Source organism: Burkholderia sp. Bp9012, from assembly GCF_003853825.1.
GTDB classification, from domain to species: Bacteria; Pseudomonadota; Gammaproteobacteria; order Burkholderiales; family Burkholderiaceae; genus Burkholderia; species Burkholderia diffusa.
The window spans coordinates 1-23,914 of record NZ_QTQA01000011.1 but is presented as its reverse complement, the minus strand read 5'-3'; the positions used below and the strand labels follow the sequence as shown (position 1 = coordinate 23,914).

The following is a 23,914-nucleotide window of genomic DNA, read 5'->3' as shown; positions in this document are numbered from 1 at the left end:
GCCATGCGATCCGCCGCATGCTTACCGTCGACGCGCGACACAGATGACCGTGAGGCCCGCCACCCGGTTGAACCGGAACATCGGTAGCTCGGCTCGGCAGATCAGCTTGAGCAAACCGTTGACGACCGGATGGTGCCGGCGCAACTGCGACGCCGGTTCGCGCGGTTGTCGACGCGCCCGCTCGCTCAGTCGCAATGCCGCCGCGAGCGGGAACGTGAGGCCGAAATAATACGCGCCGCGCTCGACCTCCAGCCCCGCACGACGCGCGACGTCTTCGAGACCGGCGAGCGTATACCTGCGCTTGTGCTCGAGAAAATCGTCATGCGCGCTCCACAGGAACTGAAACGCGGGAACCGTGATCAGGAACCGGCTGCCCTTCGGCGCCCCCGCCACGTAGCGGGCAAGCAACCCGACATCGTCGTCGACGTGCTCAAGGACATCCATCAGCAGCACGAGATCGGCATCGAATCGATCGACGGCACGGCGAAAATGGACGGGCTTGCCGGCCGCCTCCCCGTCAGTATCGTCGGCATAGCTCGTATCGACACACCATGCTTCCGTCGCCTGCGTGCGCTCGAGCAAATGCTTCGAAAAGAAGCCCGAGCCGGCACCGACGTCGAGTATGCGGTTCGCGTCCGACGTGCCCAGAAACCGACGGATCGCGCTCGCCTTCGACGCGTAGTACCAGTGATCGCCTACATCCGCTCCCAGTACGTCGAGCTCCTTCAGATCCATGACGCCTCCCCCGTGTCGGCCACCATGCTTTGTGATCCATCCAGCCACTGACGCCGATCTTACCGCGCCGCCGCCGTCGCACGTGCGGCAAGTTGCGCGATTCGCACGGGCAACCTGTGTCGCGCCTTAATCGAAAAGGACGATGGCCGATTCGTCGCGGATCGCTACCGTGCGCTTGCCCGGCGCGAGATCAACGCGCACGGCACATCGTCCGACTGCATGCCGATCGATATGGCACATCTCCGCTTTGCCGCGCTGCGCGGCACGCCGGCGGCGGTTTCGATCGCAACGGCGGTCGCGACGTCCCGTCACCGTCTCAGACAAAGGCCAGTGAATGACTCAGAAAAACGACATTTCCCGTCGACACTTTCTCCGGCTGGGTGCCGGCACGATCGGCATCATGCTGGGAGACGCGTATCTTCTGTCCGCGTGCGGCGGCGACTCGATCGCGGTCGCCCCCGTCACGACGCTCAGGCTCGCTTCGGCAGCGAACTTTCGCGACACCGGGGGACCGGACGGAACGGGCTATGCCACCGCGAGTGGGTCAGCGATGAAGAAAGGCGCGATCTACCGGTCGTCCGCGCTCGCGCTGTCCGCGGCCGACCTCGCAACGGTCGATACGCTCGGCATCACGCACGTGTACGACCTGCGCACGACCGCGGAGATCCACGCGCAGCCGGATGTGCCATTGGCCGGCGCCATCTGGCAGAACCTCAACGTGCTCGGCGCCGCCAGTATTGGTCCGCTTCCGACCGATGGCGCGACTGCCACGGCCTTCATGCAAAGCATGTATCGGGCGTTCGTGACGTCGGAAACGGCACGGACGAGTTTCCACACGCTATTCGCCGGCTTTGCCGCGTCCGGCGGCAACCTGGTCTTCCACTGCACGGCCGGCAAGGATCGCACCGGCTGGGCGACGGCCATTCTGCACACGATTCTCGGTGTCCCACGGCAGACGATCCTCGCCGACTATCTGCTGACCAACATCTACAGCGCGTCGGAAATCGCCGCCTATGTCGCACAGGCGCACAAGAGCGGCGGGCAGGATGCGGCCGACATGATGGCCGCGCTGCAGGGCGCGCAAGCCGCCTATATGCAGGCGGCATTCGATCAGGTCGTCGCGTCATACGGCTCGATGGCGTCGTACATCGATAACGGTCTGCAGTTGGACCAGACGACGCAGAATGCAATCCGGCAGAGCATGCTGGTCTGATCGGTCCGCAGGCGGCGATAGCGCTGGTGCGTCCGTCGCCCCCGCCCGCCGTCTGCGCCCCGGATCGGACACCGCCTTCATCCGGCATGTAACCCCGCGTCAGCCAACGCCGACGCCGGGTTTGCCGATCCGGCGCAACGCGCGCCGCCCGCCTCGACCGCGAAACCAAACGACCGTTTGATTTTTCCGCTCCGCCGCCGCGAATCCATTGTCCCGTCGCGCGCCGGCCGGTCCTGCCCGGACGCCCGCTGTTTGGTTACGCCGCTCTAGCACGCTATGCCACACTGCACGGCATCGACGTCCGCGCCGCGCATCGGCCGCGCGCCCTCGCCGAGCACAACAAGACATGGAGACAGACGATGCGGAATGCGGTCCGGCGCGGCCATCGCACGCCTTTGGCATTATTCGACTGGATGAGCGGCCCGCGACGCGCGGCCGCGTCGGTTTCACTTGGTACCTCTCGTGCGCTCGGCTGCGGCGCGCTTGCGCTCGCGCTGCTCTGCGCCGGCTGCGCGGAACCGGGCGCGCAGCGCGACGGGACCGCGTCGGTCTCGTCGACGAAGATCGAGCGCACCAAGGCCGAACGCCTCGCCCGCGAACAGCAGATCGCCCGCACGGTGCCGTCGCTCGCGTCGCTCAGCCTCACGCAGCCGCGCCCGTTCACGCTGCGCGACTCGGGCCAGAGCGGTGCGATGACATTCCTGCGCGATGTCGATTTCCGTATCGTCAACAACCTTGGCTTCTTCATCCATCAACTGTCCGCGACACTCGTGCCGACGCAGGCCGGCGCACCGATCGTGTTCGACGATCCGACGAGTTTCGAGATCGACGTGCACGAAGGCACGGTCACGCTCGACAACGCGAAACTGACCGCCCTCTTCAACACGTACATCTTCGGTTACCGCAACGCGCCGCTGCGCAACCTCGCCGTATCGGCAGGCGATGGCGTGATCCATCTGCAGGGCGAGATGCAGCGCGATGGCTGGGTGCCGTTCTCGCTGACCGGCACGCTCACGATTCGCGACGGCAGCCAGCTCGTATTCCACCCGACCGGCGTGCGCGTGTCGGGCATCAACGCGCAGCCGGTGATGCGTGCGGCCAACGTGAAGATGGCCGATCTGTTGAAGATCGAGACCCCGATCGCACGGCTCGCCGGCGACGACCTCGTGATGTCGGTCGACAAGCTGATGCCGCCGCCGCGGCTGAAGATCAGGATCACCGCGCTGCGCGTGACGCCGGCCGGCCTCGACCTGAAGCTCGACGACGGCTCGCACGCCGGCTTCGCGCTGCCCGCGAACGCGCCGCAACAGGCGATGTACATCCGCGGCGGCGACGTGAAGTTCATGCGCTCGATGCCGATGAACGCGGACATCCTGATCAGCCCCGTCGATCCGACGAAGCGTGACCAGAATTTCGTGTTCGACCTGTATCACTATCGCGATCAGGTATCGGCCGGCTATTTCAATTTCGACGAAAGCGGCGCGATGGCGATCCGGATGCCGTCGTACGCGGGCCCCGCGAGCGGCGCTGCGCTCGGCAGCACGGCCGCCCGCCTGAACGACAGCTTCCTCGCCGCGCAGCAGACTGCGCTGCACGACTCGCGCCAGCACTGGGAAGCGTTTGCACTCGCGGCCGGCACGACGCAGCCCGGCATGCAGAAAGTTGCGATGCGGCGCTCGTCGGCCATCCCGTTCAACGAACGGCACGTGTCGAACCGCAATCCGACGATCCATCTGCACAATGTCGACTTCAACCTGTCCGGCGACATCGGCTTCCACGTCGAGGATCTCGACGTACAGCTCATCGCGAAACGGCCGGGCGAACCGGTCGATCTCGACGATCCGAACCAGTACGACATCCGCATTCTCGGCGGGACGGTCGTCGAATCGTGGAAGGCGATGTCGGCGCTCTTCAACAACTACCTGCTCGACTACTCGCCGCGCTCGCTGAACGACCTGCAGTTGAGCGCGGATGGCCAGGACCTGCGCGTCCAGGGCGGCATCAAGCTCTGGAATCACGTGCCCGGCGTGTGGCTTCCGACCGACATGAAGGGCTCGCTTTCGGTGCTCGACGACCGGCACCTCGCGTTCCGGCCGTCGCAGGTGTCGGTGCTCGGCATCCCGCAGGCGAAGCTGCTGCGCTCGCTCGGCATCGAGCTCGCGTCCCTGACGCCGCTGCAGCGCCGCGGCGCGGAACTGCGTGGCGACACGCTCGTGCTCGACCAGTACACCGTCTTTCCGCCTCCCGTGCTGAACGGCAAGCTCGGCCAGGCCACCGTCGAACGCGACGGATTGCGCCTGACGTTCCGGCGGGTTGCCGACGCACCCGCGCCGAAGCGGCCGCAGATCGACGCACCGAGCTACATGTGGATGGAAGGCGGAGACATGAAGATGTTCAACGTGCTGGAACTGAACGTGCGCGCGCTGATCCGGAACTCGGCCGAGGCAGGCCCGATGCGCTTCGACCTGTACGGCTACCGCAGCCAGGTCGCGCAAGGCTCGGTGCGGATGCTGCCGGACGGCACGCTGGTCGTCGACATGGGCAAGCCAAATCCGCTCGCGTCGCGCTGATGCGGGCGGGCCCGCGTGCATGAAAAAAGCCCGGTGGCGCTTCGCACACCGGGCTTCATATCGATCCGAGCGTTGTGCTCAGTCGTGCTTCAGTCCGTCGATCACGTCGAGGAGCGCCTGCCGCAGCGCGATCACGTCGACCGTCGCCCCCGGCTTGCCCGATGCACGCGCATCGGCGGCCAGCACGTCGGGCTCGACCGGTGCGCCGGCAGCGCGCTCGCCGCTCGGTGAATCGAGCCGGTTGCGTGCCCCGTTGATCGTGAACCCCTGTTCGTACAGCAACTCGCGAATCCGCCGGATCAGCAGCACTTCATGATGCTGGTAATACCGACGATTGCCGCGCCGCTTCACCGGCCTAAGCTGAGTGAATTCCTGTTCCCAGTAACGCAGCACATGCGGCTTGACCCCGCACAATTCGCTGACTTCACCGATCGTGAAGTAGCGCTTCGCGGGAATCGGAGGCAAGACGACTTTCTCAACCGTAGTGGTCATCGTCGGTTAACCGTCGGTAAAGGGTGCGCGGCGGCCGCGCGGAGACGTCAGCGCGCGGGTGTTACTCCGCGCCGTTTTCGACCAGCGCCTTCAGCTTCTGGCTCGCGTGGAAGGTTACCACCCGGCGGGCCGCGATCGGAATCGCCTCGCCCGTCTTCGGATTGCGGCCCGGACGCTGCGGCTTGTCGCGCAGCTGGAAGTTGCCGAACCCCGACAGCTTGACGCTTTCGCCGTTTTCGAGCGCGTCGCGGATCACTTCGAAAAACGCCTCGACCATGTCCTTCGCTTCACGCTTGTTCAGCCCGACGCTGTCGAACAGCAGCTCTGCCAGTTCCGCTTTCGTCAGCGTCGGCGTCTCGGTGGACGCCGGCGCCGAAGCGTCGCGGTTCATGGCACTGCGTTGCGCCGTCAGGAGGGCTTCGAATTCACTCGAGGTCATGTCGTTCATATCTGCCATACAGCGCGTTAAACCAAAACTTACGATGGGGAAGAGCCGCCCGCGAGGGGGCAGCCCGTCTCCCTAGCCGCGCAGGCGGGCACCAGCACGAGCCATCCGCTCGACCAGCGTCTGGATCGCCTGATCGACGACCTCGTCCTGTAGCGTGCCAGCCGCGTCCTGCAGCGTCACGCGGAAGGCAAGGCTCTTCTCGTGCGCGGCGAGACCACCGGAAGTATTTGATTTTGCACGAAATTCGTCGAAGAGTACAACCTTCTGAACGAATCGGCAGGCGTCTTCGGCCAACGCCTTCTTCATTTCGTCGAAAAGCGCCTGAACCTCGACCGCCTGATCGACCACGACCGCGATATCGCGCCGCACCGGCGGGAATTTCGACACGTCGGTCGGTGCCGGCAGCGCACGTGCGATCAGCGCATCCGCGTCGATTTCGAACATCACCGGCGCATGCGGCAGCTCGTACTTCTGCATCAGGCGCGGATGGAGCTCGCCGATCCAGCCGACCGCGCGGCCATCGACCTCGATGCGCGCGCTGCGGCCCGGATGGAGGGCCGGATGCTCGGCCTTCACGAAGCGCGCGGTGGCCGGCGCGAGCAGCGCCTCGAGATCGCCCTTCACGTCGAAGAAATCGACTGCGCGGGTCGCGACACCCCACTGTTCGTCGACCGCCGGGCCGTACGCGAGCGCGCCGACACGCTTCGGCTGCGTGTAGCCTTCGACGGTCAGTTCGCCGGCCTTCACCGACGGATCGGCGAGAAACACGCGGCCCGTCTCGAACACGCGAACGCGATCCGCGCGACGGTTCAGGTTGTGGCGCAACACCGAGATCAGGCTGCCGAACAGCGTCGTACGCATCACCGACAGCTGGCTCGCGATCGGGTTCAGCAGGCGGATCGGGGTGTCGTTGCCGGCGAAGTCGTGCTCCCACTCCGCATCGACGAAGCTGAAGTTGACCGTTTCGGCATAATCGCGCGCCGCGAGCGCGTGACGGATATCGTGGATCGAACGTCGCGTCTCGTTGGTCGCGCGCATCTCGCTCGTCGCGACCGGCGGACGGGCCGGGATCTTCTCGAAGCCGTAGATGCGCGCCACTTCCTCGATCAGGTCTTCCTCGATCTCGATGTCGAAGCGGTGCGACGGCGGCGTGACCAGGAATGCGTCGTCGTCACGCTCGAACGGCAGGCACAGGCGCGTAAAGATGTTCGCGATCTCGTCGGCGTCGATCTTCACGCCGATGATGCGGTTCGCGCGCGACACACGCATCTTCACCGGCGCGCGCTGCGGCAGGTTCACTGCCTGGTCGTCGACCGGGCCGGCCTTGCCGCCGCAGATCTCGAGAATCAGCTGCGTGATGCGCTCGACGTGCTCGACGGTCGTCGCGTAGTCGACGCCGCGCTCGAAGCGATGGGCCGCATCGGTCGAGAAGTTGTACTTGCGCGCGCGGCCACGGATGCTGTCCGGCCACCAGAACGCGGCCTCCAGGTAGATGTTGGTCGTGTCGAGCGTGACGGCCGTGCTGTCGCCGCCCATGATGCCCGCGAGGCTTTCGACCTGACGGTCGTCCGCAATCACACCGACCGTTTCGTCGAGTTCGACCGTGTTGCCGTTCAGCAGCTTCAGCGACTCGCCGCGCTTGCCCCAGCGCACCTCGATGCCGCCGTGGATCTTGTCCAGATCGAACACGTGCGACGGACGGCCGAGCTCGAACATCACATAGTTCGAGATGTCGACAAGCGCCGACACGCTGCGCTGGCCCGAACGCTCGAGGCGCTCGACCATCCATTGCGGCGTCTTCGCATGCGCGTTCACGCCGCGGATCACGCGACCCGAGAAACGGCCGCACAGATCGGGGGCGGTGATGCGCACGGGCAGCGTCTCATCGAGCTCGACGCGCACCGGACGGATGTCGACCGGCGTCAGCGGCGCGCCGGTGATCGCGGCCGTCTCGCGCGCGATGCCGAACACCGACAGGCAGTCGGCCTTGTTCGGCGTCAGCTTGATTTCGAAGATCGTGTCGTCGAGATTGAGCGTGTCGCGAATGTCCTGACCGACCGGCGTGTCTTCCGGCAGGATCAGCAGGCCGCTGTGGTCCTCGGACAACTTCAGCTCACGCGCCGAGCACAGCATCCCCTGGCTCTCCACGCCGCGCAGCTTCGACAGCTTGATCGCGAACGGCTTGCCGCCCTCTTCCGCCGGCGGCAGTTCCGCGCCGACCAGCGCGACCGGCACCTTGATGCCGGGCGCCACGTTCGGTGCGCCGCACACGATATTCAGCGTCGCGCCGGTGCCGGCGTCGACCTGGCAGACATTGAGCTTGTCCGCATCCGGATGCTTGACGACTTCGAGCACGCGGCCGACGACGATCTTCGACGTCGGCGGCGCAGCCTTGCTCAGCGATTCGACTTCGAGCCCCGCCATCGTCAGCGCGTGCGACAGTTCGTCGGTCGTCAGCTGCGGGTCGACAAAGGTTCTCAACCAGGATTCAGGGAATTGCATGGATGTCTACGTTCGAAACAGGTTAGATCGGCGCCCGGCCCCCGTCGGAAACGTCCGGCGGGGCATGCGCGGGCACATGTCGGCGCGGCGCGTGCGTTATGCGAACTGGCGCAGGAAACGCAGGTCGTTCTCGAAGAACAGCCGGAGATCCTGCACGCCGTAGCGCAGCATCGTCAGGCGCTCGAGGCCGCTGCCGAACGCAAAGCCGATGTAGCGCTCGGGATCGAGGCCCATGTTGCGGATCACGGTCGGATGCACCTGCCCCGAGCCCGAGATCTCGAGCCATTTGCCGGCGTTCTTGCCGTGCTCGAACATCATGTCGATCTCGGCCGACGGTTCCGTGAACGGGAAATACGACGGACGGAAGCGCACGAGGATGTCGTCGCGCTCGAAGAATTTCTTCAGGAAGTCGGTATAGACGCCCTTGAGGTCGGCGAAGCTGATGTTTTCGTCGATCCACAGCCCCTCGACCTGATTGAACATAGGCGAGTGGGTCGCATCGCTGTCGACGCGATACGTGCGGCCCGGTGCGATCACCTTGATCGGCGGGCGGTTCATGCGCGCGTAACGCACCTGCATCGGGCTCGTGTGCGTGCGCAGCAGCAGCTGGCGGCCGTCGGCGTCCTTGCCTTCTACGTAGAAGGTGTCCTGCATCGAACGCGCCGGATGGTTCTCCGGGCTGTTCAACGACGTGAAGTTGTACCAGTCGGTCTCGATTTCGGGACCGTCGGCCACGTCGAAGCCGATCGAGCGGAAAATCTGTTCGACGCGCTCCCACGTGCGCATCACGGGGTGCAGACTGCCTGCACCGGCGCCGCGGCCCGGCAGCGTGACGTCGATCGCCTCGGCGGCGAGGCGCTGGTTCAGCAGCGCATCGGCGAGCGCCTGACGACGTGCGGTCAGCGCGGCTTCCACCTGCTGCTTCGCGACGTTGATGCGTGCGCCTTCGGTCTTGCGTGATTCGGGATCGAGCTTGCCGAGGCCCTTGAGCAACTCGGTCAGCGCACCCGACTTGCCGAGAAATCGTGCTTTCTCGTTTTCGAGCGTGGTGATGTCGGCAGCCTGTTCGAAGGACTGCTGCGCGTCGGCGACAATCTGGTCCAGATCCATAGATCCCATCATTTCCAACGTCATTCGGTCTTGGCGAGCGAAATCGCCCATCCAAACAAAAAAGGGGCTCGGAAGAGCCCCGTTTTCGCTGCAGCGGCCGAGACTACCGGAACATCGCTGCAACTAACCACGCAGTGCTAATTTCGCAATTAGGCTGCAACGGCGGCTTTCACCTGCTTGACGATCGCAGCAAAAGCAGCCTTGTCGAACACCGCCATGTCGGCCAGGACCTTACGGTCGAGTTCGATCGACGCCTTCTTCAGGCCGTTGATGAACACGCTGTAGGTCATGTCGTGCTGGCGAACTGCCGCGTTGATACGCGTGATCCACAGTGCGCGGAACACACGCTTCTTGTTGCGGCGATCGCGGTACGCGTACTGACCAGCGCGCATCACCGCCTGCTTGGCGATGCGGTAGACGTTATTGCGACGGCCGCGATAACCCTTGGCCAGGTTGATGATCTTCTTGTGGCGGGCCCGTGCGGTTACCCCACGTTTGACTCGAGGCATGTTTCTCTCCTTAGAGTATCAGTTGAGGGGTTACGCGAACGGCAGCATTGCGCGGACGGAGTTCAGATCGGAATCATGAACTGCCGTTGCGCCGCGCAGGTGACGCTTGTTCTTCGTGGTTTTCTTGGTCAGGATGTGACGCTTGAAGGCTTGACCGCGCTTGACGGTACCGCCCGGACGCACCACGAAGCGCTTTGCAGCACTCTTCTTGGTCTTCATCTTAGGCATGACGAACAACTCCAGTTTATTTGATGGCGATGGGTGTGCGGTTGGCTTGCGCCCTTGACCCGCCCTTCGAAACCCAGTCCACTTGTGTACGGCAAACCGCTTGCGCAGTTGCCGTCATTGTTGGCGCGCCGCCCTGACCGGGCGACGCACCGAACCACTCTCGAACCTGCGCGGCATGCGCGCGGGCCCGTTACTTCTTTTTCTTCGGCGAAAGCACCATGATCATCTGGCGCCCTTCCATCTTCGGCATCTGCTCGACCTGGCCGACTTCCTCGAGATCCGTGCGCAGACGCTCAAGCATCCGCATACCGATTTCCTGGTGAGCCATTTCGCGGCCGCGGAAACGCAACGTGATCTTCGTCTTGTCGCCTTCTTCGAGGAAGCGCACGAGATTGCGGAGCTTGACGTTGTAATCCCCGTCATCGGTACCCGGGCGGAACTTGACTTCCTTGACCTGGATGACCTTCTGCTTCAGCTTCGCTTCGTGCTGCTTCTTCGATTCCTGGTACTTGAACTTGCCGTAATCCATCAGACGGCAAACCGGGGGAACCGCTTGCGGCGCGATTTCCACCAGGTCAACATCCAGTTCTTCCGATTTACGGAAAGCATCAGCGAGTTTTACGATACCGAGCGGTTCGTTCTCGATCCCGACCAGACGCACTTCCGGCGCAGTGATTTCACCGTTGATGCGATGCGACGACTTATCAGTAGCGATGTTACGTTTCCTCTAAAAATTAAAAAAACGAGCCGCGCTGCCAGGGCGGTTACTTGAACGAGCGCAGGTCTTCCTGCAGACGCTCAACGAAGGCTTCGACCGGCATTACGCCAAGATCGACGCCGCCACGGGCACGCACGGCTACCGTTTGCGCATCACGCTCCTTATCCCCCACGACGAGGAGATAAGGCACCTTTTCCAGCGTGTGCTCGCGTATTTTATAGCTAATCTTCTCATTGCGCAAATCGGCCGTCACTCTAACCCCTTGTTTTTGCAACGATTGGGCCAGAGACTGCGCATATTCTGCCTGACTTTCGGCAATATTGAGCACAACTGCCTGGAACGGCGCGAGCCAGGCCGGCATCGCACCAGCGTGGTGCTCGATCAAAATGCCGAGGAAACGCTCCATCGAACCGACGATCGCACGGTGCAACATCACCGGACGGCGGCGGCTGCTGTCATCCGCGACATACTCGGCGCCGAGGCGCTCCGGCAGCACCATGTCGAGCTGCAGCGTGCCGCACTGCCACGAGCGGCCGAGCGCATCCTTGATGTGGTACTCGATCTTCGGGCCGTAGAACGCGCCTTCACCCGGCAGTTCTTCCCACGTAAGGCCGCAGGCCGTCAGCGCGTCGCGCAAGCCCTGCTCGGCGCGATCCCACGTCTCGTCCGTGCCCGCACGCTGGTCCGGGCGCAGCGACAGCTTGATGTCGATGTGATCGAAACCGAAGTCCTTGTACACGCTCATTGCCAGCGTGTTGAACGCGATCGATTCCGAGATGAACTGATCTTCCGTACAGAAGATGTGCGCATCGTCCTGCACGAAGCCGCGCACGCGCATCAGGCCATGCAGCGCGCCCGATGCCTCGTTGCGATGGCACGAACCGAATTCCGCGTAACGCAGCGGCAGATCGCGGTACGAGCGCAGGCCGTGCTTGAACACCTGGACATGACCCGGGCAGTTCATCGGCTTGATCGCGTAGTCGCGCTTCTCCGACTCCGTCGTGAACATGTTCTCGCGGTAGTTCTGCCAGTGGCCCGACGCTTCCCACAGCGAGCGGTCCATGATCATCGGCGTCTTGATCTCGAGGTAGCCGGCTTCGTTCACGCGGCGGCGCATGTACTGCTCGACCTGCTGCCACAGCGCCCAGCCCTTCGGATGCCAGAACACCATGCCCGGCGACTCTTCCTGCATGTGGAACAGGTCGAGCTGCTTGCCGAGCTTGCGGTGGTCGCGCTTTTCCGCTTCCTCGAGCATGTGCAGGTATTGATCCTGGTCTTCCTTCTTCGTCCAGGCCGTGCCGTAGATGCGCTGCAGCTGCTCGTTCTTCGAGTCGCCGCGCCAGTACGCGCCCGCGACCTTCATCAGCTTGAAGACCTTCAGCTTGCCGGTCGACGGCACGTGCGGACCGCGGCAGAGGTCCGTGAAGCCGCCGTGCGAGTACAGCTTGATTTCGTCGCTTTGCGGAATCGATTCGATGATCTCGGCCTTGTACTTCTCGCCGAGGCTGCGGAAATAACCGGCCGCCTCGTCGCGCGACACGACGCGGCGCGTCACCGGCTCATCCTTCTTCGCGAGCTCCTGCATGCGCTTTTCGATCTTTTCCAGATCTTCGGGCGTAAACGGGCGGTTATACGAGAAGTCGTAGTAGAAGCCGTTGTCGATCACCGGGCCGATCGTCACCTGCGCATCCGGATACAGATCTTTCACCGCGTAGGCAAGCAAATGCGCGGTCGAGTGACGGATGATGTCGAGACCGTCGGCATCCTTGTCCGTGACGATTGCGAGCGATGCATCGCGATCGATGACCGTGGACGTATCGACCAGCTCGCCGTCGAGCTTGCCACCAAGCGCAGCCTTCGCAAGGCCGGGACCGATCGAGGCCGCAACCTCGGCAACTGTCACCGGATGCTCGTATTGTCGAACTGAGCCGTCAGGCAAGCGTATCGAAACCATAGCAATCTCCGTGATGCCGACAGTGGGCGGCAAACCAAGCACGCGATATCAAAGTCACGCGCGAAAATTTCGCGACAAAAAAAATGCGGCCCCGCTTTCGAGGGGCCGCATTCGATACTTCACTCAAACTGAAAGGGCGAAAACGTTCCTCGACTAGCGTCGCTCCGAAAAGGTTTCGGTCAACGTTCGCGGTGTCATAACCGTATTCGCCTTGTTCGCGTTGAGTTATTTACTGCATCGAACACCCGAAAACCGGGCATTCTCAATTCGTTGGTAGGCTCGATTGGACTCGAACCAACGACCCCCACCATGTCAAGGTGGTGCTCTAACCAGCTGAGCTACGAGCCTAAAGAAGCTAAGATTATATGGGGCTATCGTTCACTTGGCAAGCGCTTTTATGCGGTCGCAGCAAAATGATCGCGCTTCAACCCCATTTACGAGGGCGTCACGTCTTGCGCCCCGCCCGCACCACGCCCGGCACTTCGCCGAGCAGCGTGCACGCACGCTGCACCTGCGCGGAATTCGACACCTCGACCGTGAACTGCATGAATGCCGCATTCCGGCGGCTCTGCGTCTTCACGCCCACCACGTTCATCTTCTCACGCGCGAATACTTCGGAGATATCGCGCAGCAAGCCTTGCCGGTCGCTCGCCTCGATCATCAGGTCGACCGGATAGACGGACACGCCACGGCCGCCCAGCACGTCGGCCGACCAGGTTGTCTGCAGCACGCGCTCCGGCGCCCGTTCGGCCATCCGCCGGAACGTCGGGCAGTCACTGCGGTGAATCGACATCCCCTTGCCGCGCGTCACGAAACCGCTGATCGGGTCGGGCGGCGCCGGACGGCAGCAGCGCGCAAGCTGGGTCAGCAGCGCATCGACGCCAACCACCAGCACGCCGGTCGACGCGCCGTGCGCGACACTCGCCCCGCTGCTGCGCTTCTCGAAATCGGCGGGCGCCTCGGGTGCATGCTCGGGCGGCGGCGCATCGGACAGCGCATGCTCGACGTTGCGCAGGCTGAATTCTTCCTTGCCGACGACCGAGAACAGTTCCTCGGGCGACTTGAAGCCGAGCTTCGCGGCGAGGTTGTCGAGATTGACCGACGTCTTGCCCTCGCGCTGCAGCGTCTTTTCGACGAGCGCGCGACCATGCGCGATGTTCTCTTCCTGCTCGATCGAGTTGAACCACGCGCGCACCTTCTGCCGCGCACGCGGACTCTTCAGGTAGCCGAGCTGCAGGTTCAGCCAGTCGCGTGACGGCCCGCCCTCCTTCACCGCGACGATCTCGACCGTCTGCCCGTTCGCGAGCGACGTATTCAGCGGGACCATCACGCCGTCGACGCGCGCGCCGCGGCAACGGTGGCCGAGTTCGCTGTGCAGGTGGTACGCGAAGTCGACCGGCGTCGCGCCCTGCGGCAGCGCGATCACGCGCGCCTGCGGCGTCAGCACGTAGATGTGGTCGTCGTCGAGCGACGTCTCACGCAACTGCGCCCACGCCTGGTCGCCCGACACTTCGGTACCATCCTCGACGTCGTCCTTCCACGCGAGCAGCTGGCGCAGCCACGCGATCTTCTCGTCGTACTTGTCGCTCGCCGAAAACTGGCCGCCGTAGCCGCGTGCTCCCGCTTCCTTGTAGCGCCAGTGCGCGGCGACGCCGTACTCGGCGAAACGGTGCATTTCCTGCGTGCGGATCTGCACTTCGAACGCGCGGCCGTCGTCGCCGATCACGACCGTATGCAGCGACTTGTAGCCGTTCGGCTTCGGACGCGAGATGTAATCGTCGAATTCCTTCGGCACCGGCTGCCACAGGTGATGCACGATGCCGAGCACCGCGTAGCAATCCTTGATGTCCGGCACGATCACGCGGAACGCGCGCACGTCGTACAGCTCGGAGAAGTCGAGCTCCTTGCCGCGCATCTTGCGCCAGATGCTGTAGATGTGCTTCGGCCGCCCGCTCACATCGGCCGGGATGTGCGCTTCCGCCAGTTCGTGCTGCAGCCGCTCGATCGCCTGCGCGACGTACGCCTCGCGTTCGATACGCTTTTCGTCGAGCAGCTTGGCGATGCGCTTGTAGGTGACCGGATCCTCGAAGCGGAACGCGAGGTCCTCGAGCTCCCACTTCAGTTGCCAGATACCGAGACGGTTCGCGAGCGGCGCATAGATCTCGAGCGTCTCGCGCGCGACGTCGGGAGGCGGATCGATCTTCGCCGCCGCGTAGTAACGCAGCGACTGCAACCGCGACGCCAGCCGGATCAGCACCACGCGGATGTCCTGCGCAAACGCGAGCAGCATCTTGCGCAACGCCTCGATCTGCGTGCGCCGCTCTTGCGCGGCGTCGCGCCCGGCATCGGGCATCACGCTCTGCGCGGCGCGCAGGCTGACGGTGCCGAGCCGCAGCAGCTTGCGCACGTCGGATACGAGCCGGGCGACCTCTTCGCCGAACCGTTCCGTCAGCTCCCGCTCGGGATCATTCAGGTGCGGCGTGAGCACGAACAGCGCGGCCGCCTGCATTGCGTGCGGGTCGACGTTCAGCGTGCGCATGATCGACGCCGTGCCCGCCGAGTGATCGGCGAGCAGTTCGCCCGAAGACAGGCGCGTGTCACCGGCACGCTCGCGCACGAACGCGAGCACGTCGTCGAACGACGGCGCTGTGACGGAAGAAGCGGAAACGGACTCGGTCATCGCACGGCCTGGCGTATCGCGGTCATCGGAATGCTTCGCTTCGATCAGCTCCGTTGCGCGGCGACGACGACGATCTCGACGAGCAGCGCCGGATCCGCGAGCTTCGCCTCGACGGTCGCGCGCGGCGGCGTATTGCCCTGCGCGACCCACGCGTCCCACTCCGCGTTCATGCCTTCGAAGTTCGCGAGATCCGAAATGTAGATCTGCACCGACAGCAGATGAGCCTTGTCGCTGTTCGCTTCGGCGAGCAGGCGGTCGATGTGGCCGAGCACTTCGCGCGTCTGGCCCTTGATGTCCTGGGTGGTGTCTTCGGCGATCTGGCCGGCCAGATACACGGTACCGTTGTGGATCGCGGTTTCGGAGAGACGCGCTCCGACGTGGTGACGAATGACTGCCATGGAATGTTCCGGTCGTGTGATTGGGTGAGAATCGGCGACGACGCGGCCCGCGTGCCGCCGAACCGCATATTATGACGCGTTTATGCGCCGCCTTCGACGAAAAACCGGCGGGCGAGCGCAATCTGGTCGACGCCGATGAACGCCGGTGCATGGCCCGCGCCCCGGATCTCGGCCTGCGTCACATGCCGGCCGCGACGCACCATCTCCGCCACCGTGTCGCGCGACAGCAGGTCGGAACGCTCGCCGCGCACGACGAGCAGCGACGCATCGGTGGTCTCGATCGCGCGCCACAGCGCGGCCTCGCCGAGCGCGGCCAGCTCGGGCGTCGTCGCCTTGAACGGTTCGGCGATGCGCGGATCGTAGCGCATCGTCCAGCCCCCGTCGGGCAGCTCGCGCAGCAACGGCCCATTGATCTCGCGCCATTCGTCGTCGGTCAACGCACCGAACGGCAGCGACAGCGACGTCAGATAGTCGATGCCCTCCTGTTCGGTCGCGAAGCACGGCTGCACGCCGAGGTATTCGCCGATGCGCGTCAGCGAATCGGGCTCGATGCGCGGGCCGACGTCGTTGACGATCATCCGGCGCAGCGGCGAACCGGGCAGCCCCGCGAGCGCCATGCCGATCAGCCCGCCCATCGACGTGCCGAACCAGTCGACCGACTCGACGTCGAGCCGCGCGATCAGCGTGACCATGTCGGCCACATATTGCGGGATCGCGTAAAGCCGCGGATCGGCAAGCCAGTCGGAACGCCCGCGCCCGACGACGTCGGGGCAGACGACGCGATACGTATCGGACAACGCGGCGGCAAGCCGGTCGAAGTCGCGCCCCGAGCGGGTCAGCCCGTGCACGCAGACCAGCACACGCGGATTGGCGGGGTCGCCCCATTCGGTATAGGCGACGTGGTGAAGGCCGGCGGCGCTCGCACACTGCACACGTCGCTGACGGGGAACCGGAGGATTCGCTGAAGTTGATGGCATCGTTGGCATCCTGTCGAACGGGGGCGGTGCGGCGGGCAACACTCGCGCCGCCCGATGCGAACGATTGTAAACCGCTTCGCAACGACGGGCCGTCACGCGGCCGCAGTCATCCGACGCATCGTTCGCAACCGCTCACGCACTGCGGCGCCACGTCTCGCGCAACTGGTCGCGCAGGAAATCGACGAAGGTCCGCACGCGCAGCGGCACGTGACGGCCGCCGGGGTATACGGCATGGAGCGGTGCGGCAGGCGCCGCGAACGTCGGCAGCACACGGACGAGCCGGCCGGCCTCCAGATCGGCACCGACGTCCCAGATCGACTTCAGCGCAATTCCGGCGCCCTCCAATGCCAGCGTGCGAGCCGCACCCCCGTCGTTCGTCAGCAGTGCGGCCGTCACTTCGACCGCCACTGCACCGTTTGCACCGTCGAACCGCCACTCCGTACGAGGCTGGTCGCCCATCACGATGCATCGATGTGCTCGAAGTTCGGCCGGATGAGCCGGCATCCCGTGCACGGCGAGATAGCTCGACGACGCGCATAGCACGCGATGATTCGGCGCCAGTTCGCGCGCGATCATCGTCGAATCGGCAAGGCTGCCGATCCGCACGGCAACGTCGATGTCCTGCGCGAGCAGATCGACGATCGTGTCGGTCAGCATCAGTTGCACGGTCAACTCCGGATGTTGCCGTTGAAACGCCGCGACGAGCGGCGCAATCCGCAGCCGGCCGAGTTCGCCGGGCGCCGTCAGGCGCAGCACGCCGCTGACCGTGCCGCGACGATCGCTCATCAGCGTTTCGGCGCGATCGACCTCGGCCAGGATGCGCAGCACCTGCGCATGGAACTGCGCACCGTCGTCGGTCAGCGTCTGCTGCCGTGTCGTCCGGTGCAGCAGACGCACGCCGAGCTGCGACTCGAGATGCGCGAGCCGCTTGCTGACGACGGACAGCGACAAATCAAGCTCGCGCGCCGCCGCGGACAGGCTGCCGGCCGACACGATTCTCGCGAAGGTATCGAGCGCCGGGAGATCGTCGATCAGCATCGCGGCACCTGTCCAGCCTCGACATTTCCTTTTTTCGAATAATCCATTCGCCTTTTCCCCGTATTTAAGCTCGAAATGGAAACCTACCATACCTGTAGCGCGTCGCCCCACGACGCCATCCACAGGACACCCGAAACCATGTCGATTCACTTTCCTCCGATCGCACGCCCGATTACCCGCGTCATCGCTGCAGCGGCCTGTGTCGTTGCACTGTTGCCTGCAGCGTCCCGCGCCGCCGACCTTCTCGATCCGCACAGCCTGACCGTCGCGACCGACGTGCCGGCTACGCAGGCACGTGCGCAAATCCTCGCCGCGCGTCGCTACGGCACGTTCTGGAATACCGGTGATGCGACCCTCGCCCGCACCGCGCTCGCGGCCGATTTCGTCGACCGGACATTGCCGGCCGGCCGTGCGCAAGGTGTAGCGGGACCGCTCGCGGCGTCCAGCACGATGCGCGCAGCCATCCCCGACCTGCGTTGCGACATCGAACAGATGATCGTGGCGGGCGACCGTGTCGTCGTGCACCTGCACTTTCGCGGACATTTCACCGGCACGTTCAATGGCACGACCGGAAGCGGACAGTCGATCGACTTCATCGCGACCGACATCTACCGGATCGACCATGGCCGGATAGCGGAAAACTGGCACATCGAGGACAACCTGACGCTGATGCGTCAGCTCGGGCTCGTCGGCTGACGGAGGAAACGATGACTGACAGCAATCACGGTTCGACGACGCATCCGGCTCGCCGCACGTTTCTTGCACAAGCGGGTGCCGGGCTGGCAGCCGGCATCGCGATGGCCGCGGGCGCCTCCGGGTCGGCAACGGCCGCCCCGACACCGGGCCCCGCATCGACAGGTACCGGCAGGTTCTGGCAGGGCGACACGCGCCTCGTCATCTCGATCTCGATGCAGTTCGAGGCCGGCGGACAACCGCCCAAGGGCGCGGACAGCCCGTTCCCGTCCGTCGAATTTCCGTCGTCGGTGCCGGTCGATCTGGCCTCGGCCACGTGGTTCGCATATGGCTACCGTGAAGGAATTCCGCGCCTTCTCGACCTGTGGGACCGGCATGGCGTGAAAGTCACGTCGCACATGATCGGAGAGGCCGCACGCCGGCATCCCGAACTGGCACGCGAGATCGTGACGCGCGGCCACGAAGCGGCCGCGCACGGCCCGACCTGGCGATCGCAATTCGCGATGAGCCGCGACGACGAGCGCCGCTTCCTCACCGAAGCTCGCGACATGGTTGAAGCAGTGACGGGACAGCGCCCGATCGGCTACAACTGCAACTGGCTGCGGCGCGGACCGAACACGCTGCCGCTGCTGCAGGAACTCGGCTACGTGTATCACATCGACGACGTCAGCCGTGACGAGCCGTTCATCGAAACCGTCGACGGCCGCGATTTCGCGGTCGTTCCGTACACGTTGCGCAACAACGACATCCTGCTGATCGAAGGCCGCAACTATTCCCCGACGATGTTCCTCGAGCAGATCAAACTCGATTTCGACCAGTTGTACGCGGAAACCGGACAGCGGCGGCGATTAATGTCGATCAGCGCGCACGACCGGATTAGCGGCACGCCGCCGATGGTCCGCGCATGGGACGCATTCCTGCACTACGCTCGATCGCATCCGGGCGTAGCCTTCATGCGCAAGGATGACATTGCCCGCTTTGCCCTGCACAGCCCGTCGACGGTGCGCGAAGCCGAAACGATCTGACCGGATTGCGCCCACCTCTTCACCTCGGAAGGACCACCATGAACGATTCACTCCACGGAAAGAAGGTACTCGTCGTCGGCGGCAGTTCCGGCATCGGTGCCGCCGCCGCGAAAGCATTCGCACAACTTGGCGCTGTCGTCACGATTGCATCGCGCGACCCGGCCAGGGTCAATGCAGATGACGCACCGGGCGCGCACGTGCGCACCGAAGCGCTCGACATCACCGATACGGCGGCCGTCGATACGTTCTGCGCGCGCATCGGGCAGTTCGACCACGTCGTGATTTCGGCCGCGAAGACGGCGACGGGCCCGGTCCGCGCGCTGCCACTTGCCGACGCGCAAGCCGCGATGGACAGCAAATTCTGGGGCGCATACCGCGTCGCACGCTCGATCGATATCGCGCCCGGCGGTTCATTGACGTTCGTGTCGGGTTACCTGAGCGTACGGCCGAACGCATCGTCGGTACTGCAGGGCGCGATCAACGCGGCGCTCGAGGCGCTCGCCCGCGGCCTTGCACTCGAGCTGGCACCCGTGAGAGTGAATGCCGTGTCACCCGGCCTGATCGCGACGCCGCTGTGGGACAAGCTCGCACCCGATGCGCGCGACGCGATGTACGCGGGCGCCGCGCAGCGCCTTCCGGCACGCTGCGTGGGCCAGCCGGAGGACGTCGCGAATGCGATCGTATATCTGGCGACAACGCCTTATGCGACTGGCTCGACGGTGCTGATCGACGGCGGCGGTGCGATCGCGTAACGTATGCCGCCATGACAAAACGCCCCTCGTTCCATAGGGGAACGCGGGGCGTCGAGCGTCGTGCCGGAAAGCCGGCGCTTACACGACCGCGCTCACATCGAGCGGCGCGCCCGTCTTCGCCTGGATCTCTTCCGCGCTCACGCCGTCGGCGAGTTCGAGCACCTTCAGGCCATTCGGCGTCACTTCGATCACGCCGAGATCGGTGATGATCAGGTCGACCACGCCAACACCCGTCAGCGGCAGGTTGCATTCGTCGAGGATCTTGTGCTGATCGCCCTTCGCGACGTGCTCCATCAGCACGACGACGCGCTTCACACCCGCGACGAGGTCCATCGCGCCGCCCATCCCCTTGATCATCTTGCCCGGGATCATCCAGTTCGCGAGGTCGCCCGTCTTGCTGACCTGCATCGCGCCGAGGATCGCGAGGTTGATGTGGCCGCCGCGGATCATCGCGAACGAATCGGCCGACGAGAAGATGGACGAACCCGGCAGCGTCGTGACGGTCTGCTTGCCGGCGTTGATCAGGTCGGCGTCGACTTCGTCCTCGGTCGGCGACGGGCCGATGCCGAGCAGGCCGTTTTCCGACTGCAGCCACACCTCGACGCCCGCCGGCACGTGGTTCGCGACGAGCGTCGGCAGCCCGATGCCGAGGTTCACATAGAAGCCGTCCTGCAGTTCCTTCGCCGCGCGCGCGGCCATCTGGTCACGATTCCAGGCCATGTCAGTCTCCTTTTGCGCGTACGACGCGTTGTTCGATGCGTTTTTCGGGCGTCGCGTTCAGCACGATGCGCTGCACGAAGATCCCCGGCGTATGGACCTGGTCCGGATCCAGCGTGCCGTTCTCGACGATCTCCTCGACTTCCGCCACGGTGATCTTGCCCGCCATCGCGCACATCGGGTTGAAGTTGCGCGCGGTGCGGCGATAGATCAGGTTGCCGGACTTGTCGGCCTTCCACGCCTTCACAAGCGCGACGTCGGCCGTCAGCGACGGCTCGAGTACGTAGTGGCGATCGCCGAACTGGCGTGTTTCCTTGCCTTCCGCGATCACGGTGCCGTAGCCGGTGTTCGTGAAAAACGCCGGGATGCCGGCTCCGCCCGCGCGCAGCTTCTCGGCGAGCGTGCCCTGCGGCGTGAATTCGAGCTCGAGTTCGCCGGCCAGGTACTGCCGCTCGAACTCCTTGTTCTCGCCGACGTACGACGAGATCATCTTCTTGATCTGGCGCGTTTCCAGCAGCAGGCCGAGACCGAAGCCGTCGACACCCGCGTTGTTGCTGATGCAGGTGATGCCCTTGACGGCGGAATCGCGCAGCGCCGCGATCAACGCCTCCGGAATCCCGCACAGGCCGAAGCCGCCCACCGCGAAGGTCTGTCCGTCGCGGACGATCCCTTCCAGCGCGGCCGCCGCGCTTGGATAGACTTTGTTCATCTGTATGTCCCTTCCTCTATGGAAACCAGCAAAACCGGTTCACGCGCCCACTGGGCCGCAAGCCCGCCGCATCATTCTATGCATGCACGGCGATACCTGCGTCGAAGCGCGCTGTTTTTATATCGCGACAAGGCGCCGCGAGATGCCTGAAAGGGTACGATGCGGCGCGGATGCGGCACAATACGCAAAAATACATAAGCGTTTGCCTCCGCTTGCCTGCGCCATGCCCGCTCTCGATTACCAGACTGCCTTTCACCTCGCGCCGCTCGGCCTCGTGATGTCGCGCGACCGCGTGATCGAGGACTGCAACGACGCGCTCGCGTCGATCTTCCGCTGTGCGCGGGCCGATCTGATCGGGAAGTCGTACGAGGTGCTCTATCCGTCGCCGGACGAATTCCAGCGCATCGGCGAGCGTATCTCGCGCGTGATGATCGCGAACGGCACCTACGCCGATGACAGAATCATGAAACGAGCCGACGGCGAACTGTTCTGGTGCCATGTGACGGGCCGCGCACTCGACCGCACCGCACCGCTCGCGGCCGGCGTCTGGACGTTCGAGGACCTGAGCGCGACGCGCCGCGTCGCTGTCGAGCTGACGCCGCGCGAGCGCGAGATCGCCGCGCAGCTCGCGACCGGCAAGACCAGCAAGCAGATCGGGCGCGTGCTCGACATCAGTTCGCGCACGGTCGACATCTATCGGGCGCGGTTGATGCGCAAGTACGGCACGAACAATACGCCGGAACTGCTGCAGCGCTTGCTCGGCCAGTAAAACGCACCCGGGAATGGCAATCGGCCGCGTGAAGCGGCCGATTCGGGAAATCAACGGGAAATGGCGACACACCGGCGCCCGAGCGCCGGCTTCGGTGCCGCCGGGTTCAGCCGACCTTCGCCGCGAGCGCTCGCTCGATCGTATCGCGCAACAGTTGCGGCAGCGGCACCGACTTGCCGAGCGCGTAGTCGACCCACACGCAGCGCGCGTTGCCGCGCGCGTAGACATGCTCCGGATCGTCCGCGCGCGTCAGCTCGAAACCGGTGTCGAAGCTGCTGCGGCCGGGCTTCGCGGCCGACATCCTCGCGATCACGTCACCCGGATAGTGCAGTTGCTTCAGGAACTCCATCGACGCCGTGACGATCACGGGCCCCTGCCCCTCGCCGTTGCCGCCCGCGATGCCGAGTTCCTCGAACCACGAGATCCGGGCCTGCTCCATGTAGCGGAAATAGACCGTGTTGTTCACATGGCCGAATGCATCCATGTCGCCCCAGCGGATCGGCATCGACATCTCAAATACGGGGGAATATTCGCTCATTGCAGTCTTCTTTGTTGCTGAATGTCATCCGCTCAGGCGAGGCCGAAGCCATCATCGGCGGAGATAATCGAGCCGTTGATGAACTGCGACTCGTCGGCCGCGAGCAGCAACAACAGCCCGTCGAGATCCTGCGGCTTGCCGACGCGCCGGCGCGGCAGCATCGACTGCAGCTTCTGGCCCTGCTCGGTTTCCCACAGGTAATGATTGATTTCGGTATCGATGTAACCCGGACAGATCGCGTTGACGTTGATTCCGTGGCGACCCCATTCGAGCGCCATCGCACGCGTCATCTGCACGACCGCCGCCTTGCTCATCGCATACAGCCCGATCTGCGGAAACACGCGCAGCCCGGCCACCGAAGCGATGTTGATGATCCGGTAGGGCGGCTTGCCGTTGCCGTTCACGCGCATGATCATCCGCTTCGCGACTTCCTGCGCGACGAAAAACGCGCCGCGCGTGTTGGTGTCGAACACGAACTCGAAATCGGCGGGCGTCACGTCGACGAGCTTCTGCATCGTCGAGACGCCCGAATTGTTCACGAGGATGTCGATCGTGCCGGCTTCCGTTTCCGCGTGCGCGATGGCCGCCTTGATGCTCTGCACGTCGGTGACGTCGAGCGACACGACGTGCGCGGCACCGCCCGCCGCCTCGATTTCCGCGCGCAGCTCCTTCAGGCGCTCGACGCGGCGGCTCGCGAGCACGACCTTCGCGCCGGCCTGCGACAGCACCTGTGCAAAGCGTTGCCCGAGGCCGCTCGATGCGCCCGTGACCAGTGCGACCTTGCCTTCCAGATTGATCGATCGACCCATTGCACATCCCCTTTCGATGTCGTTTCGCCGCCGCGGGCGCCCTGTCCCACGCAGCATAACCCTAGCACAAAAAATAGAACGATCGTGCTAATCTACGCGCATGCTGTTGCGGCAAGCGTTTCGTTTCGCAGACAATACGCTCCCGAATAAAAGCATTCTAACGGTTAGAGGAACGCCAATGACCCCCGCAAGCCTCATCGAGCAATACGGCCCGCGCGAATCGATGGAATACGACGTCGTGATCGTCGGCGGTGGCCCCGCCGGGCTGTCGGCGGCGATCCGGCTCAAGCAGCTGGCCGCCGAGAAAGGCACCGAGATCGGCGTGTGCGT

The 23,914-nt window shown here is 64.5% G+C and carries 24 protein-coding genes and 1 tRNA gene; 7 read left to right on the top strand and 18 right to left on the bottom strand.

Annotated elements, in window-relative coordinates:
• Positions 1 to 21: 21 nt before the first annotated feature.
• Entirely contained in the window at positions 22 to 735 is a 714-nt protein-coding gene (locus DIE11_RS16745) for a bifunctional 2-polyprenyl-6-hydroxyphenol methylase/3-demethylubiquinol 3-O-methyltransferase UbiG (protein ID WP_059608573.1), read from the bottom strand.
• Positions 736 to 1,069: 334 nt separating this feature from the next.
• On the opposite strand from DIE11_RS16745, the gene DIE11_RS16740 reads away from it, so the two are divergent.
• Together DIE11_RS16740 and DIE11_RS16735 are read left to right on the top strand one after the other, a co-directional pair.
• The gene (locus tag DIE11_RS16740; RefSeq protein WP_124625653.1) at positions 1,070 to 1,948 is read left to right on the top strand and encodes a tyrosine-protein phosphatase; all 879 of its coding nucleotides are present in this window, start codon (positions 1,070 to 1,072) and stop codon (positions 1,946 to 1,948) included.
• A 359-nt stretch (positions 1,949 to 2,307) separates the two neighbouring features.
• The gene (locus DIE11_RS16735) at positions 2,308 to 4,518 is read left to right on the top strand and encodes a hypothetical protein (protein ID WP_124625651.1); all 2,211 of its coding nucleotides are present in this window, start codon (positions 2,308 to 2,310) and stop codon (positions 4,516 to 4,518) included.
• A 78-nt stretch (positions 4,519 to 4,596) separates the two neighbouring features.
• Here DIE11_RS16735 and DIE11_RS16730 read toward each other — a convergent pair whose 3' ends face one another.
• The 13 genes from DIE11_RS16730 to DIE11_RS16665 form a co-directional block, all read right to left on the bottom strand.
• The gene (locus DIE11_RS16730; protein ID WP_124625649.1) at positions 4,597 to 5,010 is read right to left on the bottom strand and encodes a MerR family transcriptional regulator; all 414 of its coding nucleotides are present in this window, start codon (positions 5,008 to 5,010) and stop codon (positions 4,597 to 4,599) included.
• A gap of 61 nt (positions 5,011 to 5,071) precedes the next feature.
• On the bottom strand, positions 5,072 to 5,458 hold the full coding sequence (locus DIE11_RS16725; RefSeq protein ID WP_006486093.1) for an integration host factor subunit alpha: 387 nt from the start codon (positions 5,456 to 5,458) through the stop codon (positions 5,072 to 5,074).
• Between the two features lie 72 nt (positions 5,459 to 5,530).
• Positions 5,531 to 7,960 carry a phenylalanine--tRNA ligase subunit beta gene (gene pheT / locus DIE11_RS16720; protein WP_124625648.1) on the bottom strand — a complete coding sequence of 810 codons (2,430 nt, stop codon included), beginning with the start codon at positions 7,958 to 7,960 and terminating at the stop codon, positions 5,531 to 5,533.
• A 96-nt stretch (positions 7,961 to 8,056) separates the two neighbouring features.
• Positions 8,057 to 9,070 (bottom strand): phenylalanine--tRNA ligase subunit alpha, encoded by a 1,014-nt coding sequence (gene pheS / locus DIE11_RS16715; protein WP_059608580.1) that lies wholly within the window; start codon positions 9,068 to 9,070, stop codon positions 8,057 to 8,059.
• Between the two features lie 149 nt (positions 9,071 to 9,219).
• The gene (gene rplT, locus DIE11_RS16710; protein WP_004192938.1) at positions 9,220 to 9,579 is read right to left on the bottom strand and encodes a 50S ribosomal protein L20; all 360 of its coding nucleotides are present in this window, start codon (positions 9,577 to 9,579) and stop codon (positions 9,220 to 9,222) included.
• Positions 9,580 to 9,609: 30 nt separating this feature from the next.
• On the bottom strand, positions 9,610 to 9,807 hold the full coding sequence (rpmI, locus tag DIE11_RS16705; RefSeq protein WP_004191477.1) for a 50S ribosomal protein L35: 198 nt from the start codon (positions 9,805 to 9,807) through the stop codon (positions 9,610 to 9,612).
• A gap of 190 nt (positions 9,808 to 9,997) precedes the next feature.
• Positions 9,998 to 10,522: a translation initiation factor IF-3 gene (gene infC, locus DIE11_RS16700; protein WP_071734130.1), complete on the bottom strand. Its 525-nt coding sequence runs from the start codon at positions 10,520 to 10,522 to the stop codon at positions 9,998 to 10,000.
• Between the two features lie 49 nt (positions 10,523 to 10,571).
• Positions 10,572 to 12,479, bottom strand: a complete 1,908-nt coding sequence (thrS, locus tag DIE11_RS16695) for a threonine--tRNA ligase (RefSeq protein ID WP_059608581.1) — start codon at positions 12,477 to 12,479, stop codon at positions 10,572 to 10,574.
• 271 nt (positions 12,480 to 12,750) lie between these two features.
• A tRNA-Val gene (locus DIE11_RS16685) sits at positions 12,751 to 12,827 on the bottom strand.
• A gap of 97 nt (positions 12,828 to 12,924) precedes the next feature.
• Complete coding sequence (locus tag DIE11_RS16680) at positions 12,925 to 15,159, bottom strand: bifunctional (p)ppGpp synthetase/guanosine-3',5'-bis(diphosphate) 3'-pyrophosphohydrolase (RefSeq protein WP_124625645.1); 2,235 nt, start codon at positions 15,157 to 15,159, stop codon at positions 12,925 to 12,927.
• Positions 15,160 to 15,203: 44 nt separating this feature from the next.
• Positions 15,204 to 15,557 carry a RidA family protein gene (locus tag DIE11_RS16675; RefSeq protein WP_014897238.1) on the bottom strand — a complete coding sequence of 118 codons (354 nt, stop codon included), beginning with the start codon at positions 15,555 to 15,557 and terminating at the stop codon, positions 15,204 to 15,206.
• 80 nt (positions 15,558 to 15,637) lie between these two features.
• Positions 15,638 to 16,534, bottom strand: coding sequence for an alpha/beta fold hydrolase (locus DIE11_RS16670; protein ID WP_124625643.1), 897 nt, complete (start codon positions 16,532 to 16,534; stop codon positions 15,638 to 15,640).
• Positions 16,535 to 16,666: 132 nt separating this feature from the next.
• Positions 16,667 to 17,572, bottom strand: coding sequence for a LysR family transcriptional regulator (locus DIE11_RS16665; protein ID WP_124625977.1), 906 nt, complete (start codon positions 17,570 to 17,572; stop codon positions 16,667 to 16,669).
• 138 nt (positions 17,573 to 17,710) lie between these two features.
• Here DIE11_RS16665 and DIE11_RS16660 point away from each other — a divergent pair, with 138 nt between their 5' ends.
• The 3 genes from DIE11_RS16660 to DIE11_RS16650 are packed head-to-tail and all read left to right on the top strand — an operon-like array spanning position 17,711 to position 20,042.
• Complete coding sequence (locus DIE11_RS16660) at positions 17,711 to 18,268, top strand: ester cyclase (RefSeq protein WP_124625641.1); 558 nt, start codon at positions 17,711 to 17,713, stop codon at positions 18,266 to 18,268.
• A gap of 11 nt (positions 18,269 to 18,279) precedes the next feature.
• Positions 18,280 to 19,290, top strand: coding sequence for a polysaccharide deacetylase family protein (locus DIE11_RS16655; protein WP_124625639.1), 1,011 nt, complete (start codon positions 18,280 to 18,282; stop codon positions 19,288 to 19,290).
• A gap of 38 nt (positions 19,291 to 19,328) precedes the next feature.
• Positions 19,329 to 20,042 (top strand): SDR family oxidoreductase, encoded by a 714-nt coding sequence (locus tag DIE11_RS16650; RefSeq protein ID WP_124625637.1) that lies wholly within the window; start codon positions 19,329 to 19,331, stop codon positions 20,040 to 20,042.
• A gap of 78 nt (positions 20,043 to 20,120) precedes the next feature.
• Here the strand turns inward: DIE11_RS16650 and DIE11_RS16645 are convergent, their stop codons facing one another.
• Positions 20,121 to 20,762: a CoA transferase subunit B gene (locus tag DIE11_RS16645; RefSeq protein ID WP_059608588.1), complete on the bottom strand. Its 642-nt coding sequence runs from the start codon at positions 20,760 to 20,762 to the stop codon at positions 20,121 to 20,123.
• Position 20,763: 1 nt separating this feature from the next.
• A complete protein-coding gene (locus DIE11_RS16640; protein ID WP_012363722.1) occupies positions 20,764 to 21,468 on the bottom strand; it encodes a CoA transferase subunit A in 705 nt (234 codons plus the stop codon).
• A 223-nt stretch (positions 21,469 to 21,691) separates the two neighbouring features.
• On the opposite strand from DIE11_RS16640, the gene DIE11_RS16635 reads away from it, so the two are divergent.
• Positions 21,692 to 22,237, top strand: a complete 546-nt coding sequence (locus DIE11_RS16635; RefSeq protein WP_059447349.1) for a LuxR C-terminal-related transcriptional regulator — start codon at positions 21,692 to 21,694, stop codon at positions 22,235 to 22,237.
• A 106-nt stretch (positions 22,238 to 22,343) separates the two neighbouring features.
• Here the strand turns inward: DIE11_RS16635 and DIE11_RS16630 are convergent, their stop codons facing one another.
• A complete protein-coding gene (locus tag DIE11_RS16630; protein ID WP_059608589.1) occupies positions 22,344 to 22,775 on the bottom strand; it encodes a thioesterase family protein in 432 nt (143 codons plus the stop codon).
• A gap of 32 nt (positions 22,776 to 22,807) precedes the next feature.
• Complete coding sequence (locus DIE11_RS16625; protein ID WP_124625636.1) at positions 22,808 to 23,584, bottom strand: SDR family oxidoreductase; 777 nt, start codon at positions 23,582 to 23,584, stop codon at positions 22,808 to 22,810.
• 106 nt (positions 23,585 to 23,690) lie between these two features.
• Here DIE11_RS16625 and DIE11_RS16620 point away from each other — a divergent pair.
• A partial coding sequence (locus DIE11_RS16620; RefSeq protein WP_226251539.1) for an FAD-binding protein occupies positions 23,691 to 23,914 on the top strand: 224 nt, incomplete at its 3' end.